Annotated in this window: 20 protein-coding genes; 9 read left to right on the top strand and 11 right to left on the bottom strand. The window is 36.7% G+C overall.

Translation table 11 applies throughout. From position 1 onward, the window contains the following. The first annotated feature begins 192 nt into the window (after nt 1–192). Nucleotides 193–2,124 carry a hypothetical protein gene (locus tag Q4496_RS06150; protein WP_303610079.1) on the top strand — a complete coding sequence of 644 codons (1,932 nt, stop codon included), beginning with the start codon at nt 193–195 and terminating at the stop codon, nt 2,122–2,124. Nucleotides 2,125–2,242: 118 nt separating this feature from the next. Here the strand turns inward: Q4496_RS06150 and Q4496_RS06145 are convergent, their stop codons facing one another. From Q4496_RS06145 to Q4496_RS06120, 6 genes are all read right to left on the bottom strand, one after another. Further along, entirely contained in the window at nt 2,243–2,890 is a 648-nt protein-coding gene (locus Q4496_RS06145; RefSeq protein WP_303610078.1) for a DsbA family oxidoreductase, read from the bottom strand. 81 nt (nt 2,891–2,971) lie between these two features. After that, a complete protein-coding gene (locus Q4496_RS06140) occupies nt 2,972–3,574 on the bottom strand; it encodes a TetR/AcrR family transcriptional regulator (protein ID WP_215974357.1) in 603 nt (200 codons plus the stop codon). Between the two features lie 91 nt (nt 3,575–3,665). Continuing rightward, complete coding sequence (locus tag Q4496_RS06135; protein WP_215974358.1) at nt 3,666–4,349, bottom strand: response regulator; 684 nt, start codon at nt 4,347–4,349, stop codon at nt 3,666–3,668. A gap of 4 nt (nt 4,350–4,353) precedes the next feature. After that, nucleotides 4,354–5,862, bottom strand: a complete 1,509-nt coding sequence (locus tag Q4496_RS06130) for an ATP-binding protein (protein WP_303610077.1) — start codon at nt 5,860–5,862, stop codon at nt 4,354–4,356. Between the two features lie 117 nt (nt 5,863–5,979). Continuing rightward, nucleotides 5,980–6,516 carry a hypothetical protein gene (locus Q4496_RS06125; RefSeq protein WP_303602685.1) on the bottom strand — a complete coding sequence of 179 codons (537 nt, stop codon included), beginning with the start codon at nt 6,514–6,516 and terminating at the stop codon, nt 5,980–5,982. A 21-nt stretch (nt 6,517–6,537) separates the two neighbouring features. Further along, entirely contained in the window at nt 6,538–8,856 is a 2,319-nt protein-coding gene (locus tag Q4496_RS06120; RefSeq protein WP_303610076.1) for a YHYH protein, read from the bottom strand. Nucleotides 8,857–9,132: 276 nt separating this feature from the next. On the opposite strand from Q4496_RS06120, the gene Q4496_RS06115 reads away from it, so the two are divergent. Further along, nucleotides 9,133–9,990, top strand: a complete 858-nt coding sequence (locus Q4496_RS06115) for an MBL fold metallo-hydrolase (RefSeq protein WP_303610075.1) — start codon at nt 9,133–9,135, stop codon at nt 9,988–9,990. A gap of 150 nt (nt 9,991–10,140) precedes the next feature. Here the strand turns inward: Q4496_RS06115 and Q4496_RS06110 are convergent, their stop codons facing one another. Further along, nucleotides 10,141–10,773: a DUF5610 domain-containing protein gene (locus Q4496_RS06110; protein WP_303610074.1), complete on the bottom strand. Its 633-nt coding sequence runs from the start codon at nt 10,771–10,773 to the stop codon at nt 10,141–10,143. Between the two features lie 528 nt (nt 10,774–11,301). Between Q4496_RS06110 and Q4496_RS06105 the strand changes: the two genes are divergently transcribed. From Q4496_RS06105 to Q4496_RS06085, 5 genes are all read left to right on the top strand, one after another. Beyond that, nucleotides 11,302–12,459, top strand: coding sequence for an efflux RND transporter periplasmic adaptor subunit (locus Q4496_RS06105; RefSeq protein WP_303602682.1), 1,158 nt, complete (start codon nt 11,302–11,304; stop codon nt 12,457–12,459). Between the two features lie 12 nt (nt 12,460–12,471). Continuing rightward, nucleotides 12,472–15,603, top strand: a complete 3,132-nt coding sequence (locus Q4496_RS06100) for an efflux RND transporter permease subunit (protein ID WP_303610073.1) — start codon at nt 12,472–12,474, stop codon at nt 15,601–15,603. Beyond that, on the top strand, nt 15,603–17,012 hold the full coding sequence (locus tag Q4496_RS06095) for an efflux transporter outer membrane subunit (protein WP_303610072.1): 1,410 nt from the start codon (nt 15,603–15,605) through the stop codon (nt 17,010–17,012). The genes Q4496_RS06100 and Q4496_RS06095 overlap by 1 nt, the downstream gene beginning before the upstream one ends. A gap of 136 nt (nt 17,013–17,148) precedes the next feature. Then, nucleotides 17,149–17,784 (top strand): TetR/AcrR family transcriptional regulator, encoded by a 636-nt coding sequence (locus tag Q4496_RS06090; RefSeq protein WP_215974364.1) that lies wholly within the window; start codon nt 17,149–17,151, stop codon nt 17,782–17,784. A 672-nt stretch (nt 17,785–18,456) separates the two neighbouring features. Then, nucleotides 18,457–19,728, top strand: a complete 1,272-nt coding sequence (locus Q4496_RS06085; protein ID WP_215974365.1) for an alpha/beta hydrolase — start codon at nt 18,457–18,459, stop codon at nt 19,726–19,728. A gap of 16 nt (nt 19,729–19,744) precedes the next feature. Here Q4496_RS06085 and Q4496_RS06080 read toward each other — a convergent pair whose 3' ends face one another. Next, nucleotides 19,745–21,166 (bottom strand): amidohydrolase family protein, encoded by a 1,422-nt coding sequence (locus tag Q4496_RS06080; RefSeq protein ID WP_303610071.1) that lies wholly within the window; start codon nt 21,164–21,166, stop codon nt 19,745–19,747. 145 nt (nt 21,167–21,311) lie between these two features. Beyond that, entirely contained in the window at nt 21,312–22,223 is a 912-nt protein-coding gene (locus tag Q4496_RS06075) for a LysR family transcriptional regulator (protein WP_303610070.1), read from the bottom strand. Nucleotides 22,224–22,436: 213 nt separating this feature from the next. Here Q4496_RS06075 and Q4496_RS06070 point away from each other — a divergent pair, with 213 nt between their 5' ends. Both Q4496_RS06070 and Q4496_RS06065 read left to right on the top strand, forming a co-directional pair. Then, a complete protein-coding gene (locus Q4496_RS06070) occupies nt 22,437–23,117 on the top strand; it encodes a glutathione S-transferase family protein (protein ID WP_303610069.1) in 681 nt (226 codons plus the stop codon). A gap of 119 nt (nt 23,118–23,236) precedes the next feature. Beyond that, nucleotides 23,237–24,364 (top strand): zinc-binding dehydrogenase, encoded by a 1,128-nt coding sequence (locus Q4496_RS06065; RefSeq protein ID WP_215974369.1) that lies wholly within the window; start codon nt 23,237–23,239, stop codon nt 24,362–24,364. A 272-nt stretch (nt 24,365–24,636) separates the two neighbouring features. Here Q4496_RS06065 and Q4496_RS06060 read toward each other — a convergent pair whose 3' ends face one another. Together Q4496_RS06060 and Q4496_RS06055 are read right to left on the bottom strand one after the other, a co-directional pair. Further along, nucleotides 24,637–25,428 (bottom strand): aspartate dehydrogenase domain-containing protein, encoded by a 792-nt coding sequence (locus tag Q4496_RS06060; RefSeq protein ID WP_303602673.1) that lies wholly within the window; start codon nt 25,426–25,428, stop codon nt 24,637–24,639. 281 nt (nt 25,429–25,709) lie between these two features. Next, nucleotides 25,710–26,582: a DMT family transporter gene (locus Q4496_RS06055; RefSeq protein ID WP_215974371.1), complete on the bottom strand. Its 873-nt coding sequence runs from the start codon at nt 26,580–26,582 to the stop codon at nt 25,710–25,712. Nucleotides 26,583–26,909 lie beyond the last annotated feature (327 nt).

Genomic DNA, 26,909 nt, shown 5'->3' with positions numbered 1-26,909 from the left:
ATTTTAGATTACCGCAAAGGCATTACTCGTTAGTTAGCTGCTATTTATTATATAGCGTCGTAAATATAAAACACTATCGGTTTATCGATTAAATCCAGGACAACAAACGACTTATTAAAAAATCACCTTAAAACTTAAGGTATTTATTCTATTGCCGATACATAATTAACATCAACTTAGCATTAAAAAATCATGATTAACAATGTATTAAATAGCTCATCTAGCTTAGTAACATCTGTTGCCCAACCAATCAATGATATAGCTCACACTCTCACCGATGAGCTTAAAAATATTGCACCAGAAATAGCTCAAGAGCTGCTAAGTCAATTTGACCAAGAAAAAGTTGAAACATTACTCAAAAAAGAATTTGCCTCTATCCTTACGTTAACGAGTCAACCGGTCACTGTTAACTATGATATTTCCCCTGAAGAATTAGCGATGCGCACTGTATTAACCAGCCAGCAGGAAGGATTGGATAAGAACGAGAATAGCGAAGAGTTAATGAAACGTTTGAATAAGTCGGTAAAAAACATCCACGGCGCTTACGCAAATACTAGTGATATCTTATCGCGTTTAGGGCAGCTAGGTCATGAACAAAAGTCATTTTTAGCATCCAGTGAACAGCGTGTTGAACGAATGTTAGACCCGTTAATGGAAAGCAGCTATCGCGAAATAAATGAGGGTGACGACAGCAATCGTTTTGAACTGTCAGTAAAAACTAAAGAAGGCGATATTGTTAATATAATCTTTAACTCTGCTCAAGGTTATGACGAAGATACAGGTGAAGCGGTTGATAGTTTTGGTATTAGTTATGAAGTTGAAGGAGATTTGTCAGAGGTTGAGCATCAAGCACTCAACCAAATATTGTTAGAAGTTGGCGAAATGGCTGATGAATTTTTTAAAGTCAGTGCAAACTCTTTTGGGCAAAGTTCATACACTAAATATGTACCTCCAGGCCAAGCTGAATTTAACCTAGATTTTTTAGCTAATTTCAATAATGAGCAATTATCTGGCTTTGACATTGCTTTTTCGACTACTGAAAACCAACCTATTGCCGCTTTAGAAAATAGTTTTGAGCTAAGTTATAATTTTGATGAAAAACACAATACACAAGCGCTTTCGTTTAAGTCAAACGCTGGCGTTACCGAAATAGATTTTTCATTAGATATGTCTATTTTTGGTGGTAAAGACGTAGACCAAATGCAGCAATACTTAAGCACATTAGACCAAAACCTTGAAGATAGCCGTTTTAATAGTAATGACAGCAAAGAAAACTCTGCATTTGGTAAGCAAAATGATGCACGTATGCAGCAAGGTTTTGCTGTATTTAAAGACGCTTTTACCAGCATGTCATCAGCTGCCGAGCGCTATAGTAATATCGAGTCAGTCGCCGCTCGCGAATTCACTAATGGCAGAGAAATGGTCGCCGATTTAGTTGATAACATGGTGACTAATGATTCTCGTTATAAAGGCCTTGGTGAAGAAACTAATAACACATTAGGCACGGGGATTTCTAAACTAGCCGATTTTGACGCTAAATTTTCATTTACGTCGGAGCCAGAAGGACTTCGACCTATACATCCTAAAAGTACTGTCGAATTAAGTCAGGTAACCGAGCACTATAAATCAGGTGAACTAAACGGCACAACGCAAAGTAAAACAGTTAACGCTCACTTTGATTATCAAGGTACCCGTCCAGATAATTATGATAAAACTGAAAGTTACAACATTAATACTGCTGTTAAAAAGCAAGAATTAGTAGGTCTTGATCAAGAACACCAAGTAGATATTGATAAAGAAACATACGAATTCAATCCAAAAACAAATCAGTATGAATTAGAAACGGCACTGGTTGAAAGAATAACAAACGAGAGCAGTATTCGCCAAATTAACGATATTTGGCTAGAGAAGAATGAAACTAGTCATGATAAAAAGGAAACTGAGCGTGTTGATTACACCGGAAAGCCTGAAGATTATGAAAGAACAAGTCATCACTCTCATGACAAATTAGTTACGTTGATTGGTGACTTAGACAAGCTAGCAAACAATAAACAGGTTAAACGTGACTACATGATTGACTTAAATAACGTAAACTTTTTTATGGATAATAAACCAGCAACTTAATTGCTCTTAATAAATGATATCTCCCACCCTGATATAAGTTAACGATAAGCCAGTTTTGAAATCAATGCTTAATTGCTTATATTGACTACAAAACTCACTTATTATTCATAATACTCGCTTAGCTAGCTTGCAATTCCGACATAATAAATTGCTTAAATGCTTCTACAGGTTGCGCTCCTGCTGCCGCAACTTTACGGTTAAGCACTACAGTTGGTACTGATGATATACCCAAACGTTGCCATTCAATTTCTTTTTCTTGAACTTCTTTAATTGCATTTTTATTTTCAAGTCTAACACTTGCTTCATTCGCATCTAAACCGACGGCTGAAACTTCTTTGATAAGGACTTCACGGTCTGAAATGTTTTTCTGTTCAGTAAAACAAGCGGCGAATAATCGTAACTTTAATTTGGTTTGAAGATTGTAATCTTTGGCAAACTCCAACATAACATGTGCATCACGTGTATTCACTATCCTCATTTCTTCAAAAAAGTTAAATTGAAAGCCAACCTCATTGCCGCGCTCAGCCATCTCAACTCTAAACTTAGCGCTACTTTCTGGCGTAGAGCCATACTTTCTTGCTGAATGTTCTCTTAAATGTTCGCCTTCTGGTGGCATATCAGGGTTTAATTCAAATGGCTGCCATTCAATTTCAACTTGATCTTGAACACCTAATTCAGCAATTGCTTGCGCTAAGTTTTTATAACCAATAATACACCAAGGACAAACAACATCCGAAATAATATCTATTTTTAGCTTGTCTACCATATATAATTCCTATTAACCTTCAACTCAATTTTTATTAACTGAGTGAGTCTTATTTAATTTCTATAAATGAATTAACACTATTTATTGCACACCTATACCAACAAGAATACTATCAATACTATATTCAAGCTCTGATTTATCAATGCCAGATCGCGCCATCGAAGCAGTCCCCTTTAATATAGTGTATAGACTTAACGCATTGGCTTGAGCATTATTATTTAGCCCTAATTTAATAGCCTCAGCATCACTATTAAACAGTTCGGTATAAACTTGAATTGGCATAGCATCGGCTTCTTTAAGTAACTGCTCTGCTTGTTCAGGAATATCACCGCTTACAAGCTCTGACTGACATAATGCCAAATAACAACCTTTTGCATCACTTGTATCACATTGCATAGCTACAATAGACATCATATGATTTTTTAAACGTTGTTTTAGTGTCACTTTTTCTTCAAAAAGCAGGCTAATAAGTGGCTTCATTTTAGTATCAATATAGCACTGGGTCGCTTTAACAAATAACGCTTCTTTATTACCAAAAGCACTGTACATACTCGGCTTATTAATTCCCATACGCTTAGTTAAATCAGTAAGAGAAGCACCAACATAGCCCTTTTGCCAAAAAACATCCATGGCAGCATTTAAAGCTGTATTTTCATCAAATAATTTTTTTCTACCGCTAGACACAATGACTCCGAATTAAACAACCAAGTATAAAACCAATTGTACTTAACGGTACATTTTAAGTCAAACCTTACCGAAAGGTACAATTAATTAACTAAAGTATTTCTTTAAATTTATAACCAACACCATAAACTGCAGAGATCGGGTTTACCCCCTCTTCTATCTCGTTTATCTTTTTACGTATATTTTTTATATGGGTATCAATATTACGATCTGACATATCTAACGCCTGATTATATATAGCGTTAATAATATCTTCACGAGTAAACACACGACCAACCTGACTGATAAAAAGCAGGAATATTTTAAACTCAACCGCAGTAAAACCTATATCCTTCCCCTTAAGAAGCGCAACATAATCTTCTTTATGTACCTCAAACCCCGATTGATAAATAATATTCATTTTAGTTTGCTGAGTTCTTCTTAACACAGCCTGTATTCTTGCAATCACCTCTTTTGGGCTAAAAGGCTTACAGATATAATCATCAGCACCAAGGTTTAAACCCAATAAGCGATCGATCTCTTCGCTTTTAGCTGTGACCATAATAATAGGGACATTCGAGAACAACCTGACTTCTTTACACAGTGTAATACCGTCTACATCTGGCAACATTAAATCTAACAGAATTAAATCAACATGATTATTTTTTACAAAATTAACCACGTCCTGCCCACTATTAAAATGTTCAGTGCAGTAACCTTGTTGTTTGCAGTAAGCGATTAGAACTTCAGCAATGTGCTCTTCATCTTCAACAATCAGTATTTTATGTGTTGTCATTATATTAACCTACAATAGGAAAGGTAACTTTTACCGCCAAGCCACCTAATGGTGAATCTTGTATAGCAATATCTCCACCATGTGCCTCTGCTATTTGTTTACATAGTGATAAACCAAGTCCTGAGCCGCCATAATCTCTATTTCTTGATTTTTCTACACGGTAGAAACGTTCAAAAAGTTTGGTATGCTCCTCAGGCAACACACCTGGCGCAGAGTCATGAACAATTATCACTAACTCATGCTCAAATTTATTAATTTCTATATTTATTTGTCCACCAGCATGAGTATATCGGCAGGTATTTTCTAATAAGTTTGCAAATAGCTGGTGCAACCTATCTTTATCACCACTAACTAGGCATGAATCTGTATGTTGTAAAGCTTGACTATTAAGCGATAAGTTGTGCTCTTCAAATCTAGGTGTATAACTTTCAATTAATTGTTGAAGCATTTCGCATACGTCAATATCTACCGCATTATAAGTTAAGTTAGCTGTATCGCTGTTAGTTAATTGGGCAAGATCATCAACAATATGACTTAAATTATCAACCTGATTAATGAGTAAACTAATGCGCTTTTCATCAGCAATAAAAACACCTTCTTGCACAGCTAATAAGTGCGAGCGTAGAACAGTAAGCGGTGTTCTTAATTCATGAGACGTATCAGACACCCACTGAAACCGCATTTGTTGATTATGTTCAAGCGTACCCGCCAATTCATTAAAGTTCTTAGATAAGGTCCCTAGTTCATCCTGAGTAAGCGGTTTAATTCTACTGGAAAAGTTTCCTTTATTAAGCTCACTCGTACCGACAACAATTTGTTTGATTGGCTTAATTAAATGTCGAGATAACACAATTGCCATAATAAAAGCCAGGAGAATAACGAATAAGGTGATCAATAAATAATTATGAAGTTGTGCCGATAAAAAAGCTTCAGCTGGACTATTTTCAACTAAATTTGAAGGCACTAAACCGATCCAGCCGATCACGGTATTATTTAATAAAACAGCTTCGATATAAGGGTTTTCATTTATATCAGCCCTACCAACAACAACTTGTTTATTTTCATCATACAAACTGATGCGTTTACCTGTTTGTAATAAATTAGCGGGAAGGTTTACCCATAACATCGATGGTGACTTTTTTTGCGTGGCTGCTTGTTTATTTATTACTTTTTTATTATTAATGCTCTGCGTATTATGGGCAAAGCTAGTATTGTCTTTTGAATATACTTCTGACGTATTTGGATTCTTTTCAGGTGCAACAATAGAACGCCATAGTTGTGTATTGTCACTAATAGGATCCCAAGAGCCGAATTCAGAGTAGAGACTTACAAGTTGTTGCTTAACCTCGTTAAGATGCTTATGTTCTTCTTTTTCAACAAAGTGATTAAACTCTACTGAGAAATTCATATAGATAAACGCAAACATTAAGCCAACTAAGGTTATATTAGTGATGAAAAAAGCTAAAAAGAATTTATGGATTAACTTCATAGGCTCTCTGGTATTTAAGATCATGGCTTTATACTTTGTAGCAGTATTGCATATTGACTATATGCCTACAATTGAGGTTTTCATATAATAGATAGACTTACTCAAATTATTGTTAAGTAAACCTATCTATATATTAAAGAGCTAAAAAGTCATATGAGCAGTAGCGCCAGCACTGAGTAATTTGTACTGAGGCTTAACAAAACTCGTATGAACTGCTCCTAAGCTTTTATGAAATGAAACCGAGAGTTCAGTTACCTTTGAATAACTATGTCTTGCTTGAAAAATAATTTCTCTGGTGTGATCATCATTTTTATCCACAACGGTTCCTAAATAAGCAGTTTCAATACTTATCGGTTTTCCATTTACCGTTAAAAGCATTTTTTGTTTAAGCGCATCAACAATGAAAGCTTCCTGTTGGCTAGCATTTAAATTATCAGGCATTACGGCATCAATATCGCCCAATAACCAAGCCTGATCACTTTGTAAAGCAGCACTAAAATGTTCAAGATCGGTATACATTTTCACTTCTATTTGCCCGTCTCTTAAAATAACTTGCGCAGTTGTCTCATTTAAAATATGAGCACTTAAAGGTATGCTAAGCGTTATAAAATAACCAATACAAGCGAACATTAAAGCACGCAAGGTTTTTGTACATTTCAATTTTCTAACTAACGTCATTCTAGTTACCTCGGTTATTTATTACTGTTGAGATTCAGGTTGCTCAATGGTTGCACGACAAATTAATGTATTTACAGTTTCAAGATCATCACCCCAGATTATCTGAGCATTTTCATCCCAAGTTATCTCGTTATAACCATCTTTTGGCCCTACCGAGGCAGTATTATGTTCAGTTGCATTATCCCAAGATGAATCATCAAAATCAGTTTTTAACCAATTGTTAGGCGCTTCTTTAGACATAAAAGTACAATAGCCTTCGCCAGCAACAGGGTTAGACTCTTGCTCACATAACTTGTTCAAAGGCGCTCGATGAAGTACTTCACATTTCCAACTACTATCTGTAACAGAAACAACTTCATTAGTATCTATATCAGTTACTTGCATAATAAAACCGCCATCACCCATTTGTTGGTTTCTGGCACCTATGTACTCTAACCCTGAATCATTTTGCTTAAAATCTTTAATAATCAAATTAAGCTGGATAGGATAATCCTCAGAAAAGATAACCCTTTCTGCATTAAAAGAACGCTCAGTGGTTATAGAGACTGAATCTTCAATAAGAAGATTTTCACCAACATATGCTGCAAACCAGTTGTCAGCCCATGCTTCTAGCTTAAAATGGTGTTCACCTGAAATGTTTGGATTAGTAGCATTAACAGTGACTAATGGTGTTAAAACATTTTGCTTACGCTTAGGTTCAGACTTAGGTCTGCCTTCTTGCTCTGTAGCTAAATTTTTCGCTGGTTCAGCTTTTGCTTGGTCACTGTTTCTGCAAAAAGTGCCTTCTTCAACTTTACCACCATTACTAATAGTTTTTTGTTTAAAATCATAGCAGCTATCCCCCTGCTTTGATGGCGTATAAGTCGTGAAATACTCTTCACCTTGATATGAATAACGCATAGTACGGCTGCCATCTTTTGACACTGTGTGAGTTAAGTTTTCAACACCACCTGCAGGTGGACGAAGATCAGCTCTTATTCCTTGCGTATCACCACTTAATGGAGCAACTCTAGGTAATTTTGCGGTATCAACTTCACCAACTAAACATTGAATGATATAAGGTGGAGTTACTGAGGTTTGATAACGATAACCAAAAGTGTCATCTGCCTGACCATTACACACATCTAAATCACCTTTACTGATTTCACTGCCGTCAGGATTCTTGTCGCCATACAATGGATAACCATCGTATGCCCAACCAATAATGCTATCATCGTCTTTATTTTTCATAGTCTCAATCATACACGTTGGTGACACATGATAATGATAGTCGTCACCTCGACCAGAATGCCCTCCACAGTTATCTAACTGCCCTAACACTAAGGTATCGTGTTTAGCATCATATTGACTGACATCTAACTCACCTTGCGATGAATAGTCATAAATAGGTACACCATTTACAGCTACGCCAACGGCAGCATCAATAGTGGTTAATGTATCTGCTTTTTTAGGTTCGAGTTTAATCGGTGCTGCATAACCTTGTGCAGGTACGGGAATTTGTTCATTAGTGCCCGTAATGCCTGTCATCATTTCATGATCAGGATAGGTAGAAGATGCAATGTAGGCATAGGTTTCATCGCAAATTACATCAACATTTTTATCAAAACCTGCGTCACTTACCGACTGTTGAATTGTAGTGCAACGAGCAGAATCAATGTGTTTAGTCAAATCAGGTTGAATAAAAGGAGCTGGCTTAGGTCTTTTTTCAACGCCTTTTTTCATCCCACCATTTGAACGTTTATTTGCTCCCCTCTCACCTTTTGCCCTCTGGTTATCACGCTCATAACTTACAGTCATTTGTGCAGAATCTAACGTGATATCTTTCATTGCCGCTAAAAGTGTCTCTCGATCGACTTTTTCATGCTCATTAGAAACACTACGTTCAGGAAAAGTAACCGGCTCAGACAAAGCATAAAGAGTGTAAGTATAATTTTTCACTCCAGGACCTTTAGAGCACGGTGGCGCATATTCGTTTATATCGTTAACACTATTACTACCCAATAAACCGAGTGTTTCACCACTATTTATTTGTGTGGCATCCCCATTGATGTTGTACATCGTCCAGTACCAATGAACACCATCTGGTGCATTATGATGCATAATCAAGGTATAAGATTGTGTAGTTTCAGGTGCCCCACTCCAACTAAAAGGAGGGTGAACACTTTCACCATCACAAGTATAAGTAACAGGTAATTTACCACCGTCTTCCATAGCAGGGCTTATTAAAGTAAACGCGTTAGTATCACTATATTGCTGAGTTAATTCACTACCATTATTACATGCACTTAGTGATAAACTACACACTCCTACCAGTAAAGCTGCCCACGAATTTTTCATCATTTTAAACCCCAATAAATTATGCTTAAACATTAAGAATTCAACGTCAAAATTAACTATAAAAATTAAACGTTAATACTTTATTGTCGTAAGCTTAACCACCAAATGTAGGGCAATTATGTAGTTATATAATTTATTTATCATTTCATTACAGCTATTCTATCTCGAACATAATTAGTTAAAGATGACGCACTGAAAACAATTAGCTGAAATTTTTTACCTTATTCTCCTCTCTTCTTTTAACAAGATTATTATTTTTTTCTATTAAAGGAATGGTGTATGCCCGGGTCATTGATAAAACTATTAACAGGAGTGCTACTTATTGTAGGCTTCACTGTACAGGCACTTGAAATTGAAGAATTAGGCGATGGCTTATACCGCTTTATAGACGATAGACACCGCTCAGTATTTTTGATCACTCCACAAGGTGCCATTGTTACCGACCCTCTTAATAAAAAAGCGGCTACCTGGCTGAATGAACAAATTAAAACGCGTTTTAACGTACCTGTTAAATATGTCATTTATAGTCATAATCACAGCGACCATATTTACGGTGCAGAAGTATTTAAAAGCCCACATACAATCTTCGTTGCTCATAGGTTAAGTGCACAAGATATTAAAAATACTAAAATGAAAACAGTTAGCCCTGATCTAATATTCGATAACGAACTCACACTGACGCTAGGAGATTCAAACGTTAAACTTAATTATCATGGACCAAATGACGGTCGAGGCTCAATAAGTATGTTGTTTGAAAAACAAAAAACCTTATTTGTAGTTGATTGGATAATGATAGGTAGAATGCCATGGCAAAAACTGTGGAGTTACGATATCCAAGGTATGATTAATTCCACACAAGCTGTCCTTCATTATGACTTTAATACCTTTGTCGGTGGCCATGCTGACATGGGTAATAAGGATGATGTAAAACGCTATTTACGTTACCTAAAACAGCTGTACAGTAAAGTTACCGAAGGTATTTTAGCTGGTCAAACGCTTGATGAAATAAAGCAAAATGTCAAGTTAAGTGAATTTAAAGACTTAAGACAATATGAAGCTTGGCTGCCACTTAATATAGAAGGTGTATATGAACGATTAATGGAAGAGTCCGGCATGGGATGGCGAAGTGACTTGTAATAACTACACCATCAATCTAATACCAAAAAGTAATTGAGGTTTGACTCTAGAAGATTTCAAGGAGAAGTCAAAGATGATTTATTTTTGACTTCTTAAATATATTCAGTATTACAACAACCAACGAAAAATTATCGATCGAAAGCAAGCATCTTACTCAGTGGCACTCTCTTCTTCTTTTTCATTCAATGAATCAACAAAGGCCTGCAATCCTTCTTGAACAAGATCGTAAGTGGTATTAATCGTATCACTTACTTCACCTTCTAATACATTCAAACCGCCCAATATGTCTTTCGCTTCACCAAAACCTTGATCAATGCCACTACCGATAACATCCATAAATGCATTAAGAGATTCTTCTTCACTCAGATCAGGATTTTGCTCTCTAAAAGCACCTAAAAATTGCGTACTAAAAGACACAATACGCTCTGCTGTTGCTTCAGGACTAAAATCAAGGCCAGACTCATAAGCATCTTCCACACTGCTTTCAACACCACTTACTTGCAATGCTTCATTAATACCTTGTAAAGCTGCTTTCAATGCTAATGATAAAGGTTGATCACCAAGTGAATTACTAAATTCTAACGTTGATTCAATAATAGCTGCATTAAGCTGTTTCTTTTGAGAAACCGCGATAGACTCCTGAACCTCGCCAGTTTGACCTGTTGTAACTTGCGGGTCTTCAACGCTGTTATTACTGTCTGTCGACTTAGTCATAGAACTGGTATCTTGGCTATAGGGATTTTTTGCCATAACGGTATTCATACTATTAATGGGTGAGCTCATGGTATTACCTTCATTAGTTAGCGCTTATAAAAGTGTATCGGCATTACTAAGTATAACTTAAGATTAAATTGTTTATATTTTATCCCCAATTTATTTCGTCTACTATATTATTTTTAGTCTGTTATTGTGAATATAAAATCACTTTAATGAAGCGATAACGTCTCTGACTTTCAGCATCACAACAATATAACTAAAAAATTCAATGTAAGTCATTTCATTAACTCAGTCCTATAGCCTTAGTTGGCAAAATTCATCTAACTTATTAATTTTAAAATATAAAAATGCTTGAAATTAAAGTTATTACTCTAATAATTTTAAAGTAAATTTTTTTATGATTTGTAACTAACGATTTAAAAGAGAATTAAGACGTTATTAACCTCACTGATATTGCACTTAATTAAATGATTAACAACTGAATAAACAGGCTAAAATAAATTATTTTTTTAAAAAAAAATTGTTTATTAGTGTTGGAAAACATCAAAAATTAAATTAGAATGAACGTTCACCCTAAAAGAGAGATTGGTTAACATGCAGCGTTCACGCGTCATTATTTTTATTATCACTGCTTTAGCAAGTGCAATTGTTTTATCTGGTTGCGAACAAAATCAGCAGGCAAATGCACCGGCTCGGCAGCCTACTCCTGTTGGCGTTATTAAATTAACAAGCCAACCACTAACACTTACAAAAGAGTTACCAGGTCGAGTGACTGCCTCACGAGTAGCGCAAATTCGTCCACAAGTAAATGGTATTGTACAAACGCGCTTATTTACTGAAGGTGCCGAAGTTAAAAAAGGTCAAGCGTTATATCAAATTGATCCAGCAACATTTGAAGCGCAAATAGCAAGCAGTAAAGCCGCTATCAGTAAAGCGCAAGCAAATATTGCTAATGCAAAAGCTAAATCAGATCGTTATGCAGAGCTACTAGAAATAAAAGCTGTTAGCCAGCAAGACTATGATGAAGCAGATGCTAATTATAAAAGTGCGCAAGCTGACTTACTCACCGCACAAGCACAACTTAAAACAGCGCAAATTAATATTAACTATAGTAAGGTTTCATCGCCTATCAGTGGTCAAATAGGTAAATCTAATGTTACAGCTGGAGCTTTAGTAAGTGCTAATCAGGCAACTGCACTAGCAACAGTTACTCAACTTGATCCCATTTATATTGACCTTACCCAATCAAGCAGTGAATTAACACGTTTGAAAAAAGCTATTGCCAATGGCGAGCTCAATAAAGATCTTACTTCACAATCAAAAGTTGAGCTAAAAATGGAAGATGGCTCAGTATACCCGCATCAAGGCACTCTTCAATTTTCAGAAGTAATTGTTGACCCAAGCACCGGCTCGGTCACCTTACGAGCTGAATTTCCAAACCCTGAAAAACTACTGTTACCAGGTATGTATGTTAGAGCTGTCATTGTTGAAGGTGTTAAAGCTAACGCAATCTTAGTACCACAACGTGGTGTTAGTCGTAATAGTAAGGGCGAACCTACAGCGATGGTGGTTAGTAAAAACAACACTGTTGAAGCTCGAGTATTAAAAACTGACCGTACCGTAGGCTCTAATTGGTTGGTAACAAGTGGCTTAAATGATGGCGATCAAGTGATTGTTGAAGGCTTACAAAAAATAGCACCGGGTGCCCCTGTTAATGCAGTGCCAGCCGAATCAATCGCTAAAATTCAATAACGGAGCACATAAATGTCACGATTTTTTATCGATCGGCCTATTTTTGCTTGGGTACTTGCCATTGTTGTTATGTTGGCTGGTATCCTTGCAATTAAGAGTTTACCGATTGCTCAATATCCGTCAATTGCACCACCTACAATTAGCATTAAAGCTAGCTATCCAGGTGCATCTGCACGTACATTAGAAGATACGGTTACCCAAGTTATTGAACAAAAAATGAAAGGCTTAGATGGCTTACTTTATATGTCATCTACGTCTGAATCTAACGGTTCAGCAACATTAACACTAACTTTTGATGCCGATACTGATCCAGATATTGCACAAGTTCAAGTGCAAAATAAACTTGCGTTAGCAACACCGTTACTACCTCAAGAAGTACAGCGCCAAGGTGTTTCGGTTGCTAAATCTGCCCGTAACTTTTTAATGGTTGTCGGCTTTGTTTCAGAAAATGGCAGCATGAGTAATATCGACATTGGTGACTATGTAGCATCCAATGTGCAAGATATCATCTCTCGAGTAAATGGCGTTGGTGAAGTACAATTATTTGGTTCGCAATATGCGATGCGTATCTGGTTAGATCCAGATATGTTACAAAAATATAAACTAACCCCTTCAGACATCAGTGCTTCTATCAGTGCACAGAATGCGCAAGTATCAGCAGGTCAACTTGGTGCTTTGCCAGCAATATCAGGCCAACAGTTAAATGCGACAGTTACTGCTCAAAGTCGTTTACAAACGCCTGAACAATTTGAAAATATTTTTGTTAAAACCAATACTGATGGTTCTGTGGTGCGTTTAAGCGATGTAGCTAGAGTCGAGCTTGGTGGTGAAAGTTATGCCGTTGTTGCACGTTTTAATGGTAAACCTGCTTCAGGTTTAGGTATTAAATTAGCAAGTGGTGCTAACGCGCTTGATACAGGCGATGCGATTAAAGCGGCCCTTGCAGAGTTAGAGCCGCTTTTCCCTGAAGGTTTAGCAACAGTTATTCCTTATGACACCACTCCTTTTGTTAAGTTATCAATTGAAAAAGTAGTCAGTACCTTAGTTGAAGCCGTCGTTTTAGTATTTTTAGTTATGTATCTATTTTTACAAAACTTCCGCGCAACATTAATTCCAACAATTGCGGTACCCGTTGTATTATTAGGTACCTTAGCGGTACTACAAACGTTAGGTTATTCAATTAACACCTTAACCATGTTTGCAATGGTATTAGCAATTGGCTTATTAGTAGATGATGCCATTGTTGTCGTTGAAAACGTTGAACGTGTCATGACAGAAGAAAAACTTTCTCCTCTAGAAGCGACACGTAAATCTATGGATGAAATTAAAGGTGCCTTAGTCGGTATCGCAATGGTGTTATCGGCAGTATTTGTGCCTATGGCCTTTTTCAGCGGTTCTACCGGGGTTATTTATAAACAGTTCTCGGTCACCTTAGTTACCGCGATGAGTTTATCAGTATTGGTTGCCCTAATTTTAACACCTGCTTTATGTGCAACAATGTTAAAACCAAGCCATGTACATAATGATTCATCATTTATTGGTCGCTTCTTTATGGCCTTTAATCGTGGTTTTGATAAAACCAATGCTGGTGCACAAAGTTTTGTTGGTCGTATGATTAGACTAAGCAAACGCTATTTATTATGTTACGGCCTCATTGTTGGTGGCATGATTTATATTTTTGCACAATTACCTTCAGCCTTTTTACCAGATGAAGACCAAGGTATTTTGTTCAACTTAGTTAGTTTACCTGCGGGATCAACAACTGAGCAAACCTTGAATGTAGTGCAAAAAATGGAGCGTCATTATTTAGAAGATCAGTCTGATGCAGTGCGTTCAATATTCACGGTAACAGGTTTTAGTTTCGCCGGCTCTGGACAAAATGCAGCAATTGGCTTTGTTGGTTTAAATCATTGGGATGAACGTCAAGATCCAAACCTTTCTGTTGGTGCCGTTGCAGGTAAAGCAATGGGCTTTTTCTCAACCATAAAAGAAGCCTTTATTTTTGCATTCCCTCCTCCTGCGGTTATGGAGCTTGGTACTGCTAATGGTTTTACTTTATTTTTACAAGACCGTGTAGGACTGGGACACGACAAATTACTCGAAGCGCGTAATATGTTACTTGGCATGGCTTCTCAAAGCCCTGTGTTAGCAGGCGTTCGCCCGAATGGTCAAGAAGATAAACCCGAACTTGAACTCGATATCGATTTAGCCAAAGCCCAAGCACTAGGTCTAACACAATCTGATATTAACAGTACGTTATCTACCGCATGGGGTAGTAGTTATGTGAATGACTTTATTGATCGTGGTCGTGTGAAAAAAGTGTACCTGCAAGGTAGCGCTGAGTCACGTATGGTTCCAGAAGATTTAGATAAATGGTATGTACGTAATAGTAACGGTGATATGGTGCCATTTACCGCTTTTGCTCAATCATATTGGACTTACGGGTCACCTCGTCTTGAACGTTATAACGGTTTTTCAGCAATGGAAATTCAAGGTGCAGCTGCGCCAGGTTATAGTACAGGTCAAGCGATGGATGAAATCGAAAGGTTAGTTAAAAACTTACCTGCCGGTGTTGGTTTTGAATGGACAGGTATTTCATATGAAGAGCGTTTAAGTGGTGGTCAAGCACCATTATTATATGCCCTTTCGCTATTAATTGTATTCTTATGTTTAGCAGCATTATATGAAAGCTGGTCAGTACCTGCGGCGGTTATGATGATAGTACCATTAGGAGTTTTTGGTGCGACCATGGCAGCATTCCTAGGTGGTTTATCAAACGATATTTACTTACAAGTAGGCTTGCTAACAACCATAGGCTTGGCGTCAAAAAATGCAATTTTAATTGTGGAGTTTGCTATTCATAAAATGGATGAAGGTATGCCATTAGTTGAATCAGCCATTGCCGCAGTAAAACTACGTCTACGCCCTATACTAATGACATCAATGGCATTTATTTGTGGTGTATTACCACTTGCAATCGCGTCAAGTGCTGGCTCAGGTGCACAAAATGCACTCGGTATCTCAGTTATTGGTGGTACGTTAGCCTCATCATTAATCGTAGTATTATTCGTGCCATTATTCTTTGTATTAGTACGTCGAGTTTTTCCAGGTAAACATAAAACTGTGGCAGAGGATAAATCATAATGACATTTAAAACATTCAGTTTAGCCAGTTTAAGTGTTGTAGTGCTAAGTGCCTGTCAAATGGCGCCACCACGTGAAGATATTGCCCTGCCAGTACCAGAAAGTTATGCAGTACAAAGCCAACAAGGTGATATTACTGATTTACACTGGCAGCAATTTTTTACCAATGAAAAACTACAAAAACTGATTGAGCAAACACTGACTCATAATAAAGACATTAAACTTGCTGCGCTTAATGTGCAGCAAGTACGTGCACTTTATCAAATTGAAGACTCAGCTTTATATCCATCACTTGATATTGCTGCCTCGGGTACGCGTCAGCGCTTACCCAGCGATTTATCATCTACAGGTAGTGCACAAATTAGTGAAAGCTATTCAGCTACCGTCGGTATGACAGCGTATGAACTAGATTTATGGGGTAAGGTTCGCAATCAATCAGATCAAGCACTACAAACCTTGTATGCCTCAGAGCAAACTCAAACGAGTGTAAAAATTAGCTTAATCTCTGAATTAGCCAATGCCTGGTTAAATTATGCTGCTGATAAAGAACAATTAACACTTGCAATGGAAACACTAAAAAGCCAGCAAGCTTCATTAGCATTAACCGAAAAAAGCTACGCGCTAGGCGCTGCATCAAAGTTAACCTTAGCGCAAATTCAAAGCACAGTGGCCGCGGCAAAAGTTGATATTGCAAATTATCAACGGATGTTAAAACGTGATAAAAATGCACTTGATCTATTAGTAGGCAAACCTGTTGCGGCAGACTTATTACCCATTGAGAGCTTGGATGAAGTACTAAACTTCCCCAATGTTCCCGTTGGTTTACCGTCGGAATTACTTGAACAACGCCCTGATATTAAAGCAGCTGAGTTTAAGTTATTAGCAGCGAACGCTAATATTGGTGTCGCTAAGGCAGCGTTTTTTCCAAGTATTACACTAACGGCAAATGCAGGCACTGCTTCAGCTGATCTTGATAATTTGTTTTCAGGCGGAACTGGCACTTGGAGTTTTATCCCTTCAATAACGATTCCTATATTCAATATGGGGCGTAATCAAGCAAATTTAGATGTAGCACAAACCCAGCAAGAAATTGCCTTAGCCAGCTATGAACAAACCATTCAACAAGCGTTTAGAGAAGTTTCTGATGCGCTTACGGATAGAGAGGGTTATATGCAACAGTTAAGTGCACTTGAAGAGCTATATAACAGTAATAAAGTATCCTTTACACTTTCTGAAGCACGTTTTGAAAAAGGTGCTGATAGTTATTTACAAGTGCTGGATGCACAACGTAATTGGTATAGTGCAGGACAACAGCTTATTAGTGGTAAACAAGCTTATATTACTAGCCAAATTAGTTTATACAAAGCAATTGGTGGTGGTTGGCAACGACCTACTCAACAGAGTAAATAATCGTTAGTGCCACAGAATTAATATTTTATCACTCGTTTATAAGTTCGTTGATTTAACTCATAATATTGTTAATTGAGGTCTTGTAAACTAGTGATAAGTATTAGGTTAAAGGGAAGCTGTGCTTTTCGGAGTTACTATGAAAGAAAAATCTAAAAGACAAACAGATCCTGCGATTGCGCAAGCTCGACGTGAACAAGTTTTATGCGCAGCTGCAGACTGTTTTAGACGTAAAGGTTATCACGGTGCCGGAATGGCCGAAATATCCAAAACGGCGGGAATGAGCGCAGGTCATATTTATAATTATTTTGCCAGTAAAGAAGCCATTATTGAATCGATTATTGAGCAAGATATGGAAACAATGTTCTCAATTTTTCAAGAATTTGAAGATCAATCTGGAGATTTAGTCACAATTTTAATCGATGGCTTAGATCATGCTGTAGATCATCATAGTGATGTCACTCAAAGGGCGCTTAATTTAGAAATGTTCGCCGAAGCTGCACGTAACGATAAAGTTTCAGAGCAACTACAAAAGTCTGACTGCTACGCAAGGAATAAAATGCGCAGCTTATTAGTAGGTGAACGTAGTTTAATAAAAGATCTCAGCGAGAAAGAGCTTGAAAGTCGCATAGAAGTAATGTTTTCAATGATAAGTGGCATTACCTTACGTAGAGCACTTAATCCAAGTGTTGATAAAGAAACCATTTTAATAGCCTTGCGCCCAGCAATGCGTGTACTGTTAATGCCCTTTACTACTGAAGAGCCAATGGAATAGAAAGTTACTTTTATTTCAGTGCTAATATGTCTACAACGTATTATCCAAATAGACTGAAGATAGTAACCCATTCAGTACGAAATAAAACATCAAAAATTCTCTCATTAAAAATTAGTAACAGGTTAATTTTGAGAGAGTTTTTCTCCATAAAGAATCACCTAATACCAGTTTCATTAATTAAGTGAACAAATTTATACGTAGAAAAAATTGCCAAATACAAGGCATTTATTTCAATAACTAGTTGTTCTAATTATTAAATAAATAACGATGTAGTTGGTGATTTTAGCAAGTAAAAATGATCACATAGTTAGTGAGATTGGTATAAACTAAGTTAATCAAGTCAACTGCCTTTTAGCTAAATATCCAATTGCGCTTTTAATACCGGTAGAATTACACTAACCATTTTTAGGTAAAAGAGCCAATACTATTCCAATAACACGAAAACAACCTCACAACAAAATTCCTAAGGCTGAATAAGTCTGCTATATTTTATTGGTTTGATTATAAATTTAGGTACTATATCCACTAAAACTGTAGCTATAACCTTGCATATTAGCTTTGGTATTAACCTTTATTCTTAACTGTTTATATTAAATTTGTGTATTAAATTTGTATATTAAATTTTGCATTCTCCTGCTCACTAATTATAAGAATCGAAAATAAGGAATAAATATGTTTTTCCACTTTACAGGTAAGTCTTCTATCTTCGTTTCGCTTTTAGTGCTCTTGTTATCAGCTTGCTCTTCTAATCCCAAATTAATGCCAACACCAAATGTATTTATAAATACGCCATACTCAGAAAAGGATATCCCAGAGGCGCTACGTGAAACCGGTATGGAGCTGATATATGTTACTGATCGAGGCACCTCCCCGAAAAAAAATATAAAATATGATGCCAGTCGCTCATCATCGATTGCTTACGGTGTTGCCAAAGTAAATTTTGGCGATAAATCACTACCGTGGAATGAATTACTAGTACAAAGTAATCTTCAAGAGCGCTCTACCGACTTAACTTATGTTTTAGAGCAAGTAGACGAGCAAGGACGTTTTCCTTTATCCCCTTATAAATTTAAAATCATAGAAGATCGACTTCAAATTGATGAAGAGATTCTAGAGAAAAAGTCTTTTCATGAAAATCAACTCAACCGCCAGATTAACCAGCGCTTAAAAAACAGTGCAAATAAAGATGTGGTTTTATTTGTACATGGCTTTAATAACACCTTTAACGAATCCGTATTTACCCTTGCAGGTATTTGGCACTTTATGAAACGACAGGGTGTGCCTGTGGTATATTCTTGGCCTGCTGCGGCCAAAGGTTTTAATGCCTACTTTGCAGATAAAGAATCAGGGCAATTTACTATTTTTCATTTAAAAGAAACCTTACGACTACTCTTTAAAAATCCTGAAATAGAAAAAATTCATATCATTGCTCATAGCCGTGGTACAGATGTAGTCACCACAACGTTACGAGAACTAATAATAGAAAATAGAGCCAGTGGTGGAAACCCAAGAAAAGACTTACGTATTGAAAACTTAATTTTAGCGGCTCCCGATTTAGATTTTGGTATTATCAAACAAAGATTAATGGCTGAACAATTTGGACCTGCATTTGGAAAAATCACTATTTACACCTCTCAAGAAGATAGCGCCTTAGGCATTTCTCAATGGTTAACAAATGGCTTGAGTTTTGGACGATTAAATACAAAAGATGTTAATAAAAATGAGCAAAACATCTTTAATTCTGTTGGCAATGTTAGTTTAATTAAAGTACCAAAATCAGGTGGTTTAATCGGACATGATTATTTTCATAGTAACCCTGCGGTTAGCTCTGATCTTATTAACCTGATTTTATACAATGCAGCACCAGGATCAAAAAAGCGACCATTGAAAAAGTTAGAAAATAACTTCTGGTCGCTCGGTTTTGATTATTTAATTAATAAATAAGTATTTTGACGAACTATCAATTATTAGCAAGTTGCTTGGCTTGCGCTTTTAATTGCGCCAAATCAGCTTGATCATAATAACGATTATGTGAAACAACTCCAGTAAGTTTTTGCGTATTACGCACATCAATTAACGGGTTATCACTTAAGAAAATAATATCAGCTGTTTTACCTTTACTCAATTCGCCAAACTGTTCACTTTTACCTAAAAACTTAGGGCCGGCAAGCGTAGCTGATTGTAAAGTTTGTAAAGGTGTTAAACCATAGTCACTAAAAATAGCTAGCTCCTGATGAAGTGATATGCCAGGGTAAATATAAGAATTTAAAAAGCCAGCATCAGTACCTGCAATAATGGACACACCTGCCTGTTGTGCCAACACAAGTAATTGAGCTGTTTTTATAAAACGTTCTTTACGTTGTTTTATTTGCTCAGGAGTATCTTTATTAGCTCTATCGACACGCCATTGATAAGTCGCTTTAAGCCCTTCACCAAGATAATTTAAAAATTCATCATTTTGGTGGTTATCTTCATCAATATAAGCGATAACTTGTCCACCAATTAAGGTTGGTACAACCGCTGTATTATTGTTAGCGAGTACTGCGTACTTACTTAATGCAGTTTTTTTATCAATATTTTCCGTAATGATAGGTAAAGCACTACGGTAACTAAGCTCACCTGAAGCTACTTTTTTTGAGATTTCAGGCTCATTAATAGCTGCTGCTTTTAATAAGTAGGTCATATGTTCTATGGCATCTAATCCGGCATTAGAAACATCGGTAACTGATAATGAAAAAGGAATATGTCCCGATATTTGGTAACCACGTTTCTTAACTTCTTTAACCGCTTTTAAATAAAGTGCTGGTGTTAACGCACTATCGGTAATTTTGATAAAGTCGACATTCATCTCATCAAGGCTATCAATCGCCGCATTCATTTCTTCAACTGTTTCTACTTCAAGATCACCCGGCCAAATAGAATCTTTACCCTCAAGTTTTGGTCCTGAAGTGTAAATGGTTGGACCAACTAACTGGTTGTTATTTACTTGCTCACGCCAGCTTAACACTGACTCACTTAAATCAGCAGCAGCATCTCGAACAGTGGTAATACCGTAAGCAATATACAATGGTAAAAGCTGTTTATTATCTGCAATTAACTCTTTACCACCACCAAAATGTACATGCATATCCCACAAGCCAGGCATAATAAATTGATCATTAGCATCAATATGCTGCTCAACAATATAATTATTTTTTAGTGAATGACTACTGCGTTCAATAATCACACCATCACGAATAGCTAATGACTGTTCTTTATTTAGTTCACCTGTTTTTACATCAACAATAGTGGCATTACTAATCACAATATCAGCGTGTTCTGTGGGTTTAGTGACACAAGCACTAAGTAGCAAACAAGTTGACAATAAAAGTGTATATTTCATATTTTTATCCTAAATTTTTTTATTTAGATTATCACAATCATAAACGGTAACTAGTGGCTTTGAGTTAAAAGGTAAAAAAGATAGGATGACTATTATAAGCTGTTGACTGCTAAAACAAATATTTCCTTTTTACTGTTCAGTTTTTTTAATATTCATTGGCTACTTTTATGTTTTTCACCAAAAAGTCTACAGCCGCTTTTACTTTGGGTACTAAGTAGCGCTGTTTTTGATACAACAAATACACTGCAAAGTCAGAATTTTGCGTGATCGCTAATTCATGCTCAAACTTAAGTTCTTGTAACTGCCCTGATTCTAAAAGTGAAGCGAGTGCCCATCGCGTTGACATAAGAATACCTTCACCATTACAGGCCTTTCTTGCTAACCAAGGACCGTTGTTTGAAATGGCTACAGCGGGCCCTGATACATCATGCCATTGACCATTCATTTTACATAACCAGGGTGTTGGTCCTGCTGGTGTTTTGAAATAAAGCCCTTTATGCTCTTTAAGATCCATTACATTGTTAGGCATGCCGTACTTATCTAAATAGCTTGGTGAAGCAACAGGAATAAAGCCATTTTCCATTAATCGTATTGCTAAAACTCGCTCATTTGGCGCATAGCCACCGCGAATTGCAATATCGACATCATCACGTCCAAGTGTTGATAATTCGTCGCTCAAACTAACATCTAGAACAATTTCAGGATATAACTTACTGAATTCGTCTAACAAAGGTAGTAATATTTTATCACCAAAGCCTACCATCGAACTGATACGTAAACGTCCCATTGGCGTTGTTTGATAGCTACGCACAGTTTCATTACTTTGTGCTAGTTGATTCAATATTTGCTGTACATCTTTATAATATATTTGTCCTACTTCTGTTAGTTTAACAATTCGGGTGGATCGTTTTAACAAAGTGGCTCCTAAACTCTTTTCTAAATCAGCCACACGTCTAGATAATGATGATGGAGGCACATTAAAAACCTTTGCTGCTTTAGTAAAGCTACCCGTTTCAACGACTGTACTGAAATAGCGTATTGCACGAAGTTGATCCAACTTTTTTCTCCATAAATAATTTTTGCACTATTATTGTCTTTAAAGCAATAGTGATTGGTATTTTCACCTATATATCATCATATTTAAATAGGTAATAATAGATTTTAAGTTAAACATTGCAAACTAACGCCGTTGCAATGTTTTAAATACAGACGCTTTAATTGCACTTTGCACAATTAGAAAATTTTCACGTTAATGATGGAATACTGACTTATGATTACTCTGCACGGTTTTGCCGCTAGCAACTATTACAACCTAGTGAAACATGTACTTCTATACAAAAACCTGCCATTTAAAGAACACCTTGTTTATGGGGGTAGTGACGAGTTACTGGCAATCAGTCCAGCCGGAAAAGTACCAGTTATAACAACAACTGAAGGTCTTAACATTTCCGAGTCGAGCGTTATTTGTGATTTTATTGAAGATACTTACCCAACCACAGCACTATACCCTGAAGAGGCTAGTGAACGTGCGGTTGTTCGTCAAATTATGAAAATAGCAGAGCTTTATTTTGAATTACCAAGCAGACGACTTATTCCTTATGCACTGTCAGGCACCGATGCGCCTGAATCAGTTAAAACTGAAGTTCGCCAAGTATTAAAGCACCGTGGAATTAGCGCCTTAAGCCGCTTGTGTAAATTTTCCCCTTGGATTGCAGGTGAACAATTTACCATGGCTGACATTTATGTTTATTACGTCAACACCATTGTTAACACTTTTGCTACTAGTCAACTTGAATGGGATGTACTTGCAGAAGTCGCTGGAATGAAAGAATGGAACAATAAAATGAGCCAATTAACTATTTCTCAAAAAGTAGAGGCCGACCGCCTAGCAAATATGCCTGAGTTTATCGAAAAAGTGACCGCTCAAATTAAAGCAGCTAATGCGAGATAGCAGTAATTTATAAAAATTAATAGCATTATCGCTACCAATAGATTCAAAAAAGTAACAAAACACAATCAATAGCAACAAGGTTATTGATTCAAAATTTATAATTTGCAGGAGCAAAACTCATGACAAAATCAAATATTCAGCTTACTTCAACAATCAGTGAAGACAATAAATTAACATTAGCGCTACAAGACTTAGAAATACCACAACCAGGTGCTGATGAAGTCGTTATTCGCGTAGAAGCTGCACCATTAAATCCATCAGACTTAGCTGTGCTGTTCAGCGTCGCTGATATGTCAACAGCGAAACAATCAGGCACAGAGCAAAGCCCAGCAATTACTGCTGACGTCCCAGCTAAGTTTATGCCTGCAGTTAAAACCCGTGTAGGTAAAGCAACCCCCGTTGGTAATGAAGGTGCAGGAACCGTGGTAGCGGCCGGCTCTTCTCCTGCGGCACAAGCATTAATGGGTAAAACAGTTGCGGTTATTGGTGGTGGCACTTATCGTCAATATTTATGTGCTAATGTTCAAAGCTGCTTAGTGTTAAAAGAAGGGACTACAGCTAAAGAAGGTGCATCTTCTTTTGTTAACCCTCTTACGGCATTAGCTATGGTTGAAACCATGCGTGCTGAAGGTCATAAGGCAATCGTTCATGCAGCAGCAGCATCGAGTCTTGGACAAATGTTGAATCGCATTTGTATTGCTGATGGTGTTGATTTAATCAATATTGTGCGTAAAGCTGAGCAAGAAACCTTGTTGCGTGATATGGGTGCAAAATATGTGATTAACTCAAGCAGCGAAACTTTCCTTGCTGACTTAACTGCAGCAATTATTGAAACAGGTGCAACCATTGCATTCGACCCAATTGGTGGCGGGAAATTAACAAGTGACATCCTTAATTGTATGGAAGTTGCTGCGTCTCGTGATATGACAGAACATAGCGTATACGGCTCAGATACTTTTAAACAAGTTTACATTTATGGTGCATTAGATCGTGGCCCTATTACCTTAAATCGTAACTTCGGTTTTGCTTGGGCTGTTAATGGATTCTTATTATTCAATGCACTAGGTAAACTAGGCACTAAAACAGTGATGGGGATGCGTAAACGTGTTGCCGATGAAATCACCACAACATTTGCTAGCAAATATACACATGAAGTTTCATTGGCAGAAGCACTACAATTAAAATCGATAGCAGCTTACTCGAAACAAGCCACTGGTGAGAAGTACTTGATTACGCCTCAAAAGTAATTGTCGAACAAGAATCATCAGCAATAAAAAGTAACAAAATCTTAGCCGATTAATTTATATGTTAAGCAAAAAGCAGATACTTGTAGCTGTATCTGCTTTTTTATTAACTGATTTATACCCCAATCTGTCATCCCGATTTTATTCAACCACATGCACGGAATTCCGATCAAGTAACCTAATCAATGATAAAATTGAAAACCACTGTATGAGCAAGCCCCCTTTACTTTTACGTTTAAAATCTATTAATCGTGACAGTGTTTTTTGAACTATTCCTACATAAAAACCACTGGGGATGCAGCATTTTTTAGAATGGAAACAACGCTCCAAGCTGCAATAGCATAATCACCTGACTTAATCGTTAAATCTAACGCAACATTATCGCCTTTCACTTCAATCCTATAATCATCGCCAGTAAAGTTAGGCACGGCGTCAATATTAAATTTAGTCGCTTCGGGCCCAGCGCTCGCTAGTGAGGTGGCATAAATCACATTAAAAACATAAGGAAAAACCTCAACAATTTGCTTCGCTGTGCCCGTAAAAACTCTTTCTTGCTCAGTGATCTTCATCAAGCCATCTTTATAAAAAGGTGTTCGAGCAATAAAGCCAGGTGATTTTTTAGATGTTATAATCACATCAATCGGTGTGGCACTCATCAATGCAGCTGTTTGAAGAAGGTTAAACCCTCCCGTTGCACCACCAGCAATATAGATTTTAGTATTATTGTCTGCTGCAACTTTTACAGCCCTTTGATATAACTCAACATCTGCAAATGCTGCCGTAGATAAAACAATAATATGTGCACCATCTGCTAATATTCTTTCAGTATAATCAATGACGGACTCAGCTGATGCAGCTTCTGCAACAAATTCAGGTTTTAACGCCATCAACCCATCAATATCGGTACAAGGTTTACAATTAAAATAATCAGCAAATTGTTTTGTTCTGATTGGATTTCGACCTAATACCGCAATCAGCTCATATTCAGGAAGAGCCCCCTCTTTTATTGCTTGAGCAATAGTTTGACTTAAATAACCACAGCCTATTAGTGCTAACTTCTTTTTCATTTTTAATACTCCTCTTTGTTAATGATTTATTTGCCACCAAGCTAAACATTCACACAATGATGTATGCATTTCGAGATTATTATTGTGCTCAAAGCGCCTCGATTAGCTTTCATGATTAGCAAAATGAAAGTAAAAATTGATATGATTTTCACAATAAAGAGAACCCATTATTGTGTAAGATTATTGATGGACATACACGGCGACACTTTGTTGAAAGTACCGCAGTGTATTTTATGATTTTGTTCGGCTGCTTTATTATTGTTTAATCGGTAAAATTATTGCTAATAACTCAACCTCAGCACAATAACGCCTATAAAAGCAGTTATTAACCCGAGCAACTCTTGTCGAGTAAAAGACTCTTTTAAAATAATACGAGAATAAAGCAAAATAATTAAAATATTCATGCCCGAAATAGCAGAGACTAATCCGGTATTGCCGATGGCAAAAGCTGATATTATTGCAACCATACCCGCTACGTTAGACAAACCAATAAGCAACCCACAAGAAAATGTTTTTATTTCTGACCAATCTGACTGAGTATTATGCGGATCAACAACACCAGTTTTACGTTTTACTATCCAATTCATAGCAAAAAGAAAACTACCAAAACCAAACATTGACGTTAAGGTTGCAAAAGTATCTGCTTCAAGCAAGGTTGACTGCTTGCCTAATAAGTCATTAAAGGCGAAGAATAAAGCCGCAAGTAATCCCCATTGCGCACCTTGTAAATTTGTTAAAGAAATATCGTTAGAATAGCGAATAATATACAAGCCACCAAAAATAATAAAAAAACCAAGTAACTGAAGTGACGTTAACGTTTCACTCCACAACAAAAAGGCAAATGCCAGTACAAATAAAGGTGTTAACCCTGACAAAACACTAATGAGAGAGGCCTTACCAACTGAAAAGCCTTTATGCAAAAAAGCATTAGCGGCAAAAGAGCCAAAACCCAATGCCAAACCAACAACTACATCTGCCCAACCATACCATTGCTGATCTAATAAAATCACGCCTGAAATACTGATAATAAAGCCAACAAAAAACACACCAAATAATAATAAATTACGATTAAGTTTCTTCTGTGATGTCCATTGATACATTATTCCTCGGGCACCGAAAAAAACGGTCGCGAGTAATGCAAAAATTATCCACATAATAAATTGATTCCTTTAAAAAATTAAATTGAAGTAATACTTCTTTTAAATTGCTGACGTAAAATTACATAACTAACACCAACGCTGACATTACACTTAGTTTTACAAATTGATAATCCATACACTATCCATCTAAGTGTTAATTACCTCACCATAACATGCAGTTTATGATGCAGCTAAACGAGTGCAGCCATAGGCGTAATTCAAACGAAGCTAGTATAGTCACTTTCTTCATATTATAAATAAGCACATATGGCACAATACATTGCATAAGTGGTATTTACCTCCATTCTCTCTTTGTCATCCAAAGAGTTATGTTGAATCTAC

Source organism: Colwellia sp. 5_MG-2023 (assembly GCF_030547795.1).
Classification (GTDB): domain Bacteria; phylum Pseudomonadota; class Gammaproteobacteria; order Enterobacterales; family Alteromonadaceae; genus Colwellia.
This window is presented reverse-complemented; position numbering and strand designations above follow the sequence as displayed.

Coding starts and splice junctions, on each gene's coding strand:
- Q4496_RS06100 (WP_303610073.1), top strand. CDS start 12,472: ATGTCACGATTTTTTATCGATCGGCCTATTTTTGCTTGGGTACTTGCC.
- Q4496_RS06120 (WP_303610076.1), bottom strand. CDS start 8,856: ATGATGAAAAATTCGTGGGCAGCTTTACTGGTAGGAGTGTGTAGTTTA.
- Q4496_RS06110 (WP_303610074.1), bottom strand. CDS start 10,773: ATGAGCTCACCCATTAATAGTATGAATACCGTTATGGCAAAAAATCCC.
- Q4496_RS06130 (WP_303610077.1), bottom strand. CDS start 5,862: ATGATCTTAAATACCAGAGAGCCTATGAAGTTAATCCATAAATTCTTT.
- Q4496_RS06145 (WP_303610078.1), bottom strand. CDS start 2,890: ATGGTAGACAAGCTAAAAATAGATATTATTTCGGATGTTGTTTGTCCT.
- Q4496_RS06105 (WP_303602682.1), top strand. CDS start 11,302: ATGCAGCGTTCACGCGTCATTATTTTTATTATCACTGCTTTAGCAAGT.
- Q4496_RS06055 (WP_215974371.1), bottom strand. CDS start 26,582: ATGTGGATAATTTTTGCATTACTCGCGACCGTTTTTTTCGGTGCCCGA.
- Q4496_RS06125 (WP_303602685.1), bottom strand. CDS start 6,516: ATGACGTTAGTTAGAAAATTGAAATGTACAAAAACCTTGCGTGCTTTA.
- Q4496_RS06115 (WP_303610075.1), top strand. CDS start 9,133: ATGCCCGGGTCATTGATAAAACTATTAACAGGAGTGCTACTTATTGTA.
- Q4496_RS06070 (WP_303610069.1), top strand. CDS start 22,437: ATGATTACTCTGCACGGTTTTGCCGCTAGCAACTATTACAACCTAGTG.
- Q4496_RS06065 (WP_215974369.1), top strand. CDS start 23,237: ATGACAAAATCAAATATTCAGCTTACTTCAACAATCAGTGAAGACAAT.
- Q4496_RS06135 (WP_215974358.1), bottom strand. CDS start 4,349: ATGACAACACATAAAATACTGATTGTTGAAGATGAAGAGCACATTGCT.
- Q4496_RS06095 (WP_303610072.1), top strand. CDS start 15,603: ATGACATTTAAAACATTCAGTTTAGCCAGTTTAAGTGTTGTAGTGCTA.
- Q4496_RS06060 (WP_303602673.1), bottom strand. CDS start 25,428: ATGAAAAAGAAGTTAGCACTAATAGGCTGTGGTTATTTAAGTCAAACT.
- Q4496_RS06090 (WP_215974364.1), top strand. CDS start 17,149: ATGAAAGAAAAATCTAAAAGACAAACAGATCCTGCGATTGCGCAAGCT.
- Q4496_RS06080 (WP_303610071.1), bottom strand. CDS start 21,166: ATGAAATATACACTTTTATTGTCAACTTGTTTGCTACTTAGTGCTTGT.
- Q4496_RS06150 (WP_303610079.1), top strand. CDS start 193: ATGATTAACAATGTATTAAATAGCTCATCTAGCTTAGTAACATCTGTT.
- Q4496_RS06085 (WP_215974365.1), top strand. CDS start 18,457: ATGTTTTTCCACTTTACAGGTAAGTCTTCTATCTTCGTTTCGCTTTTA.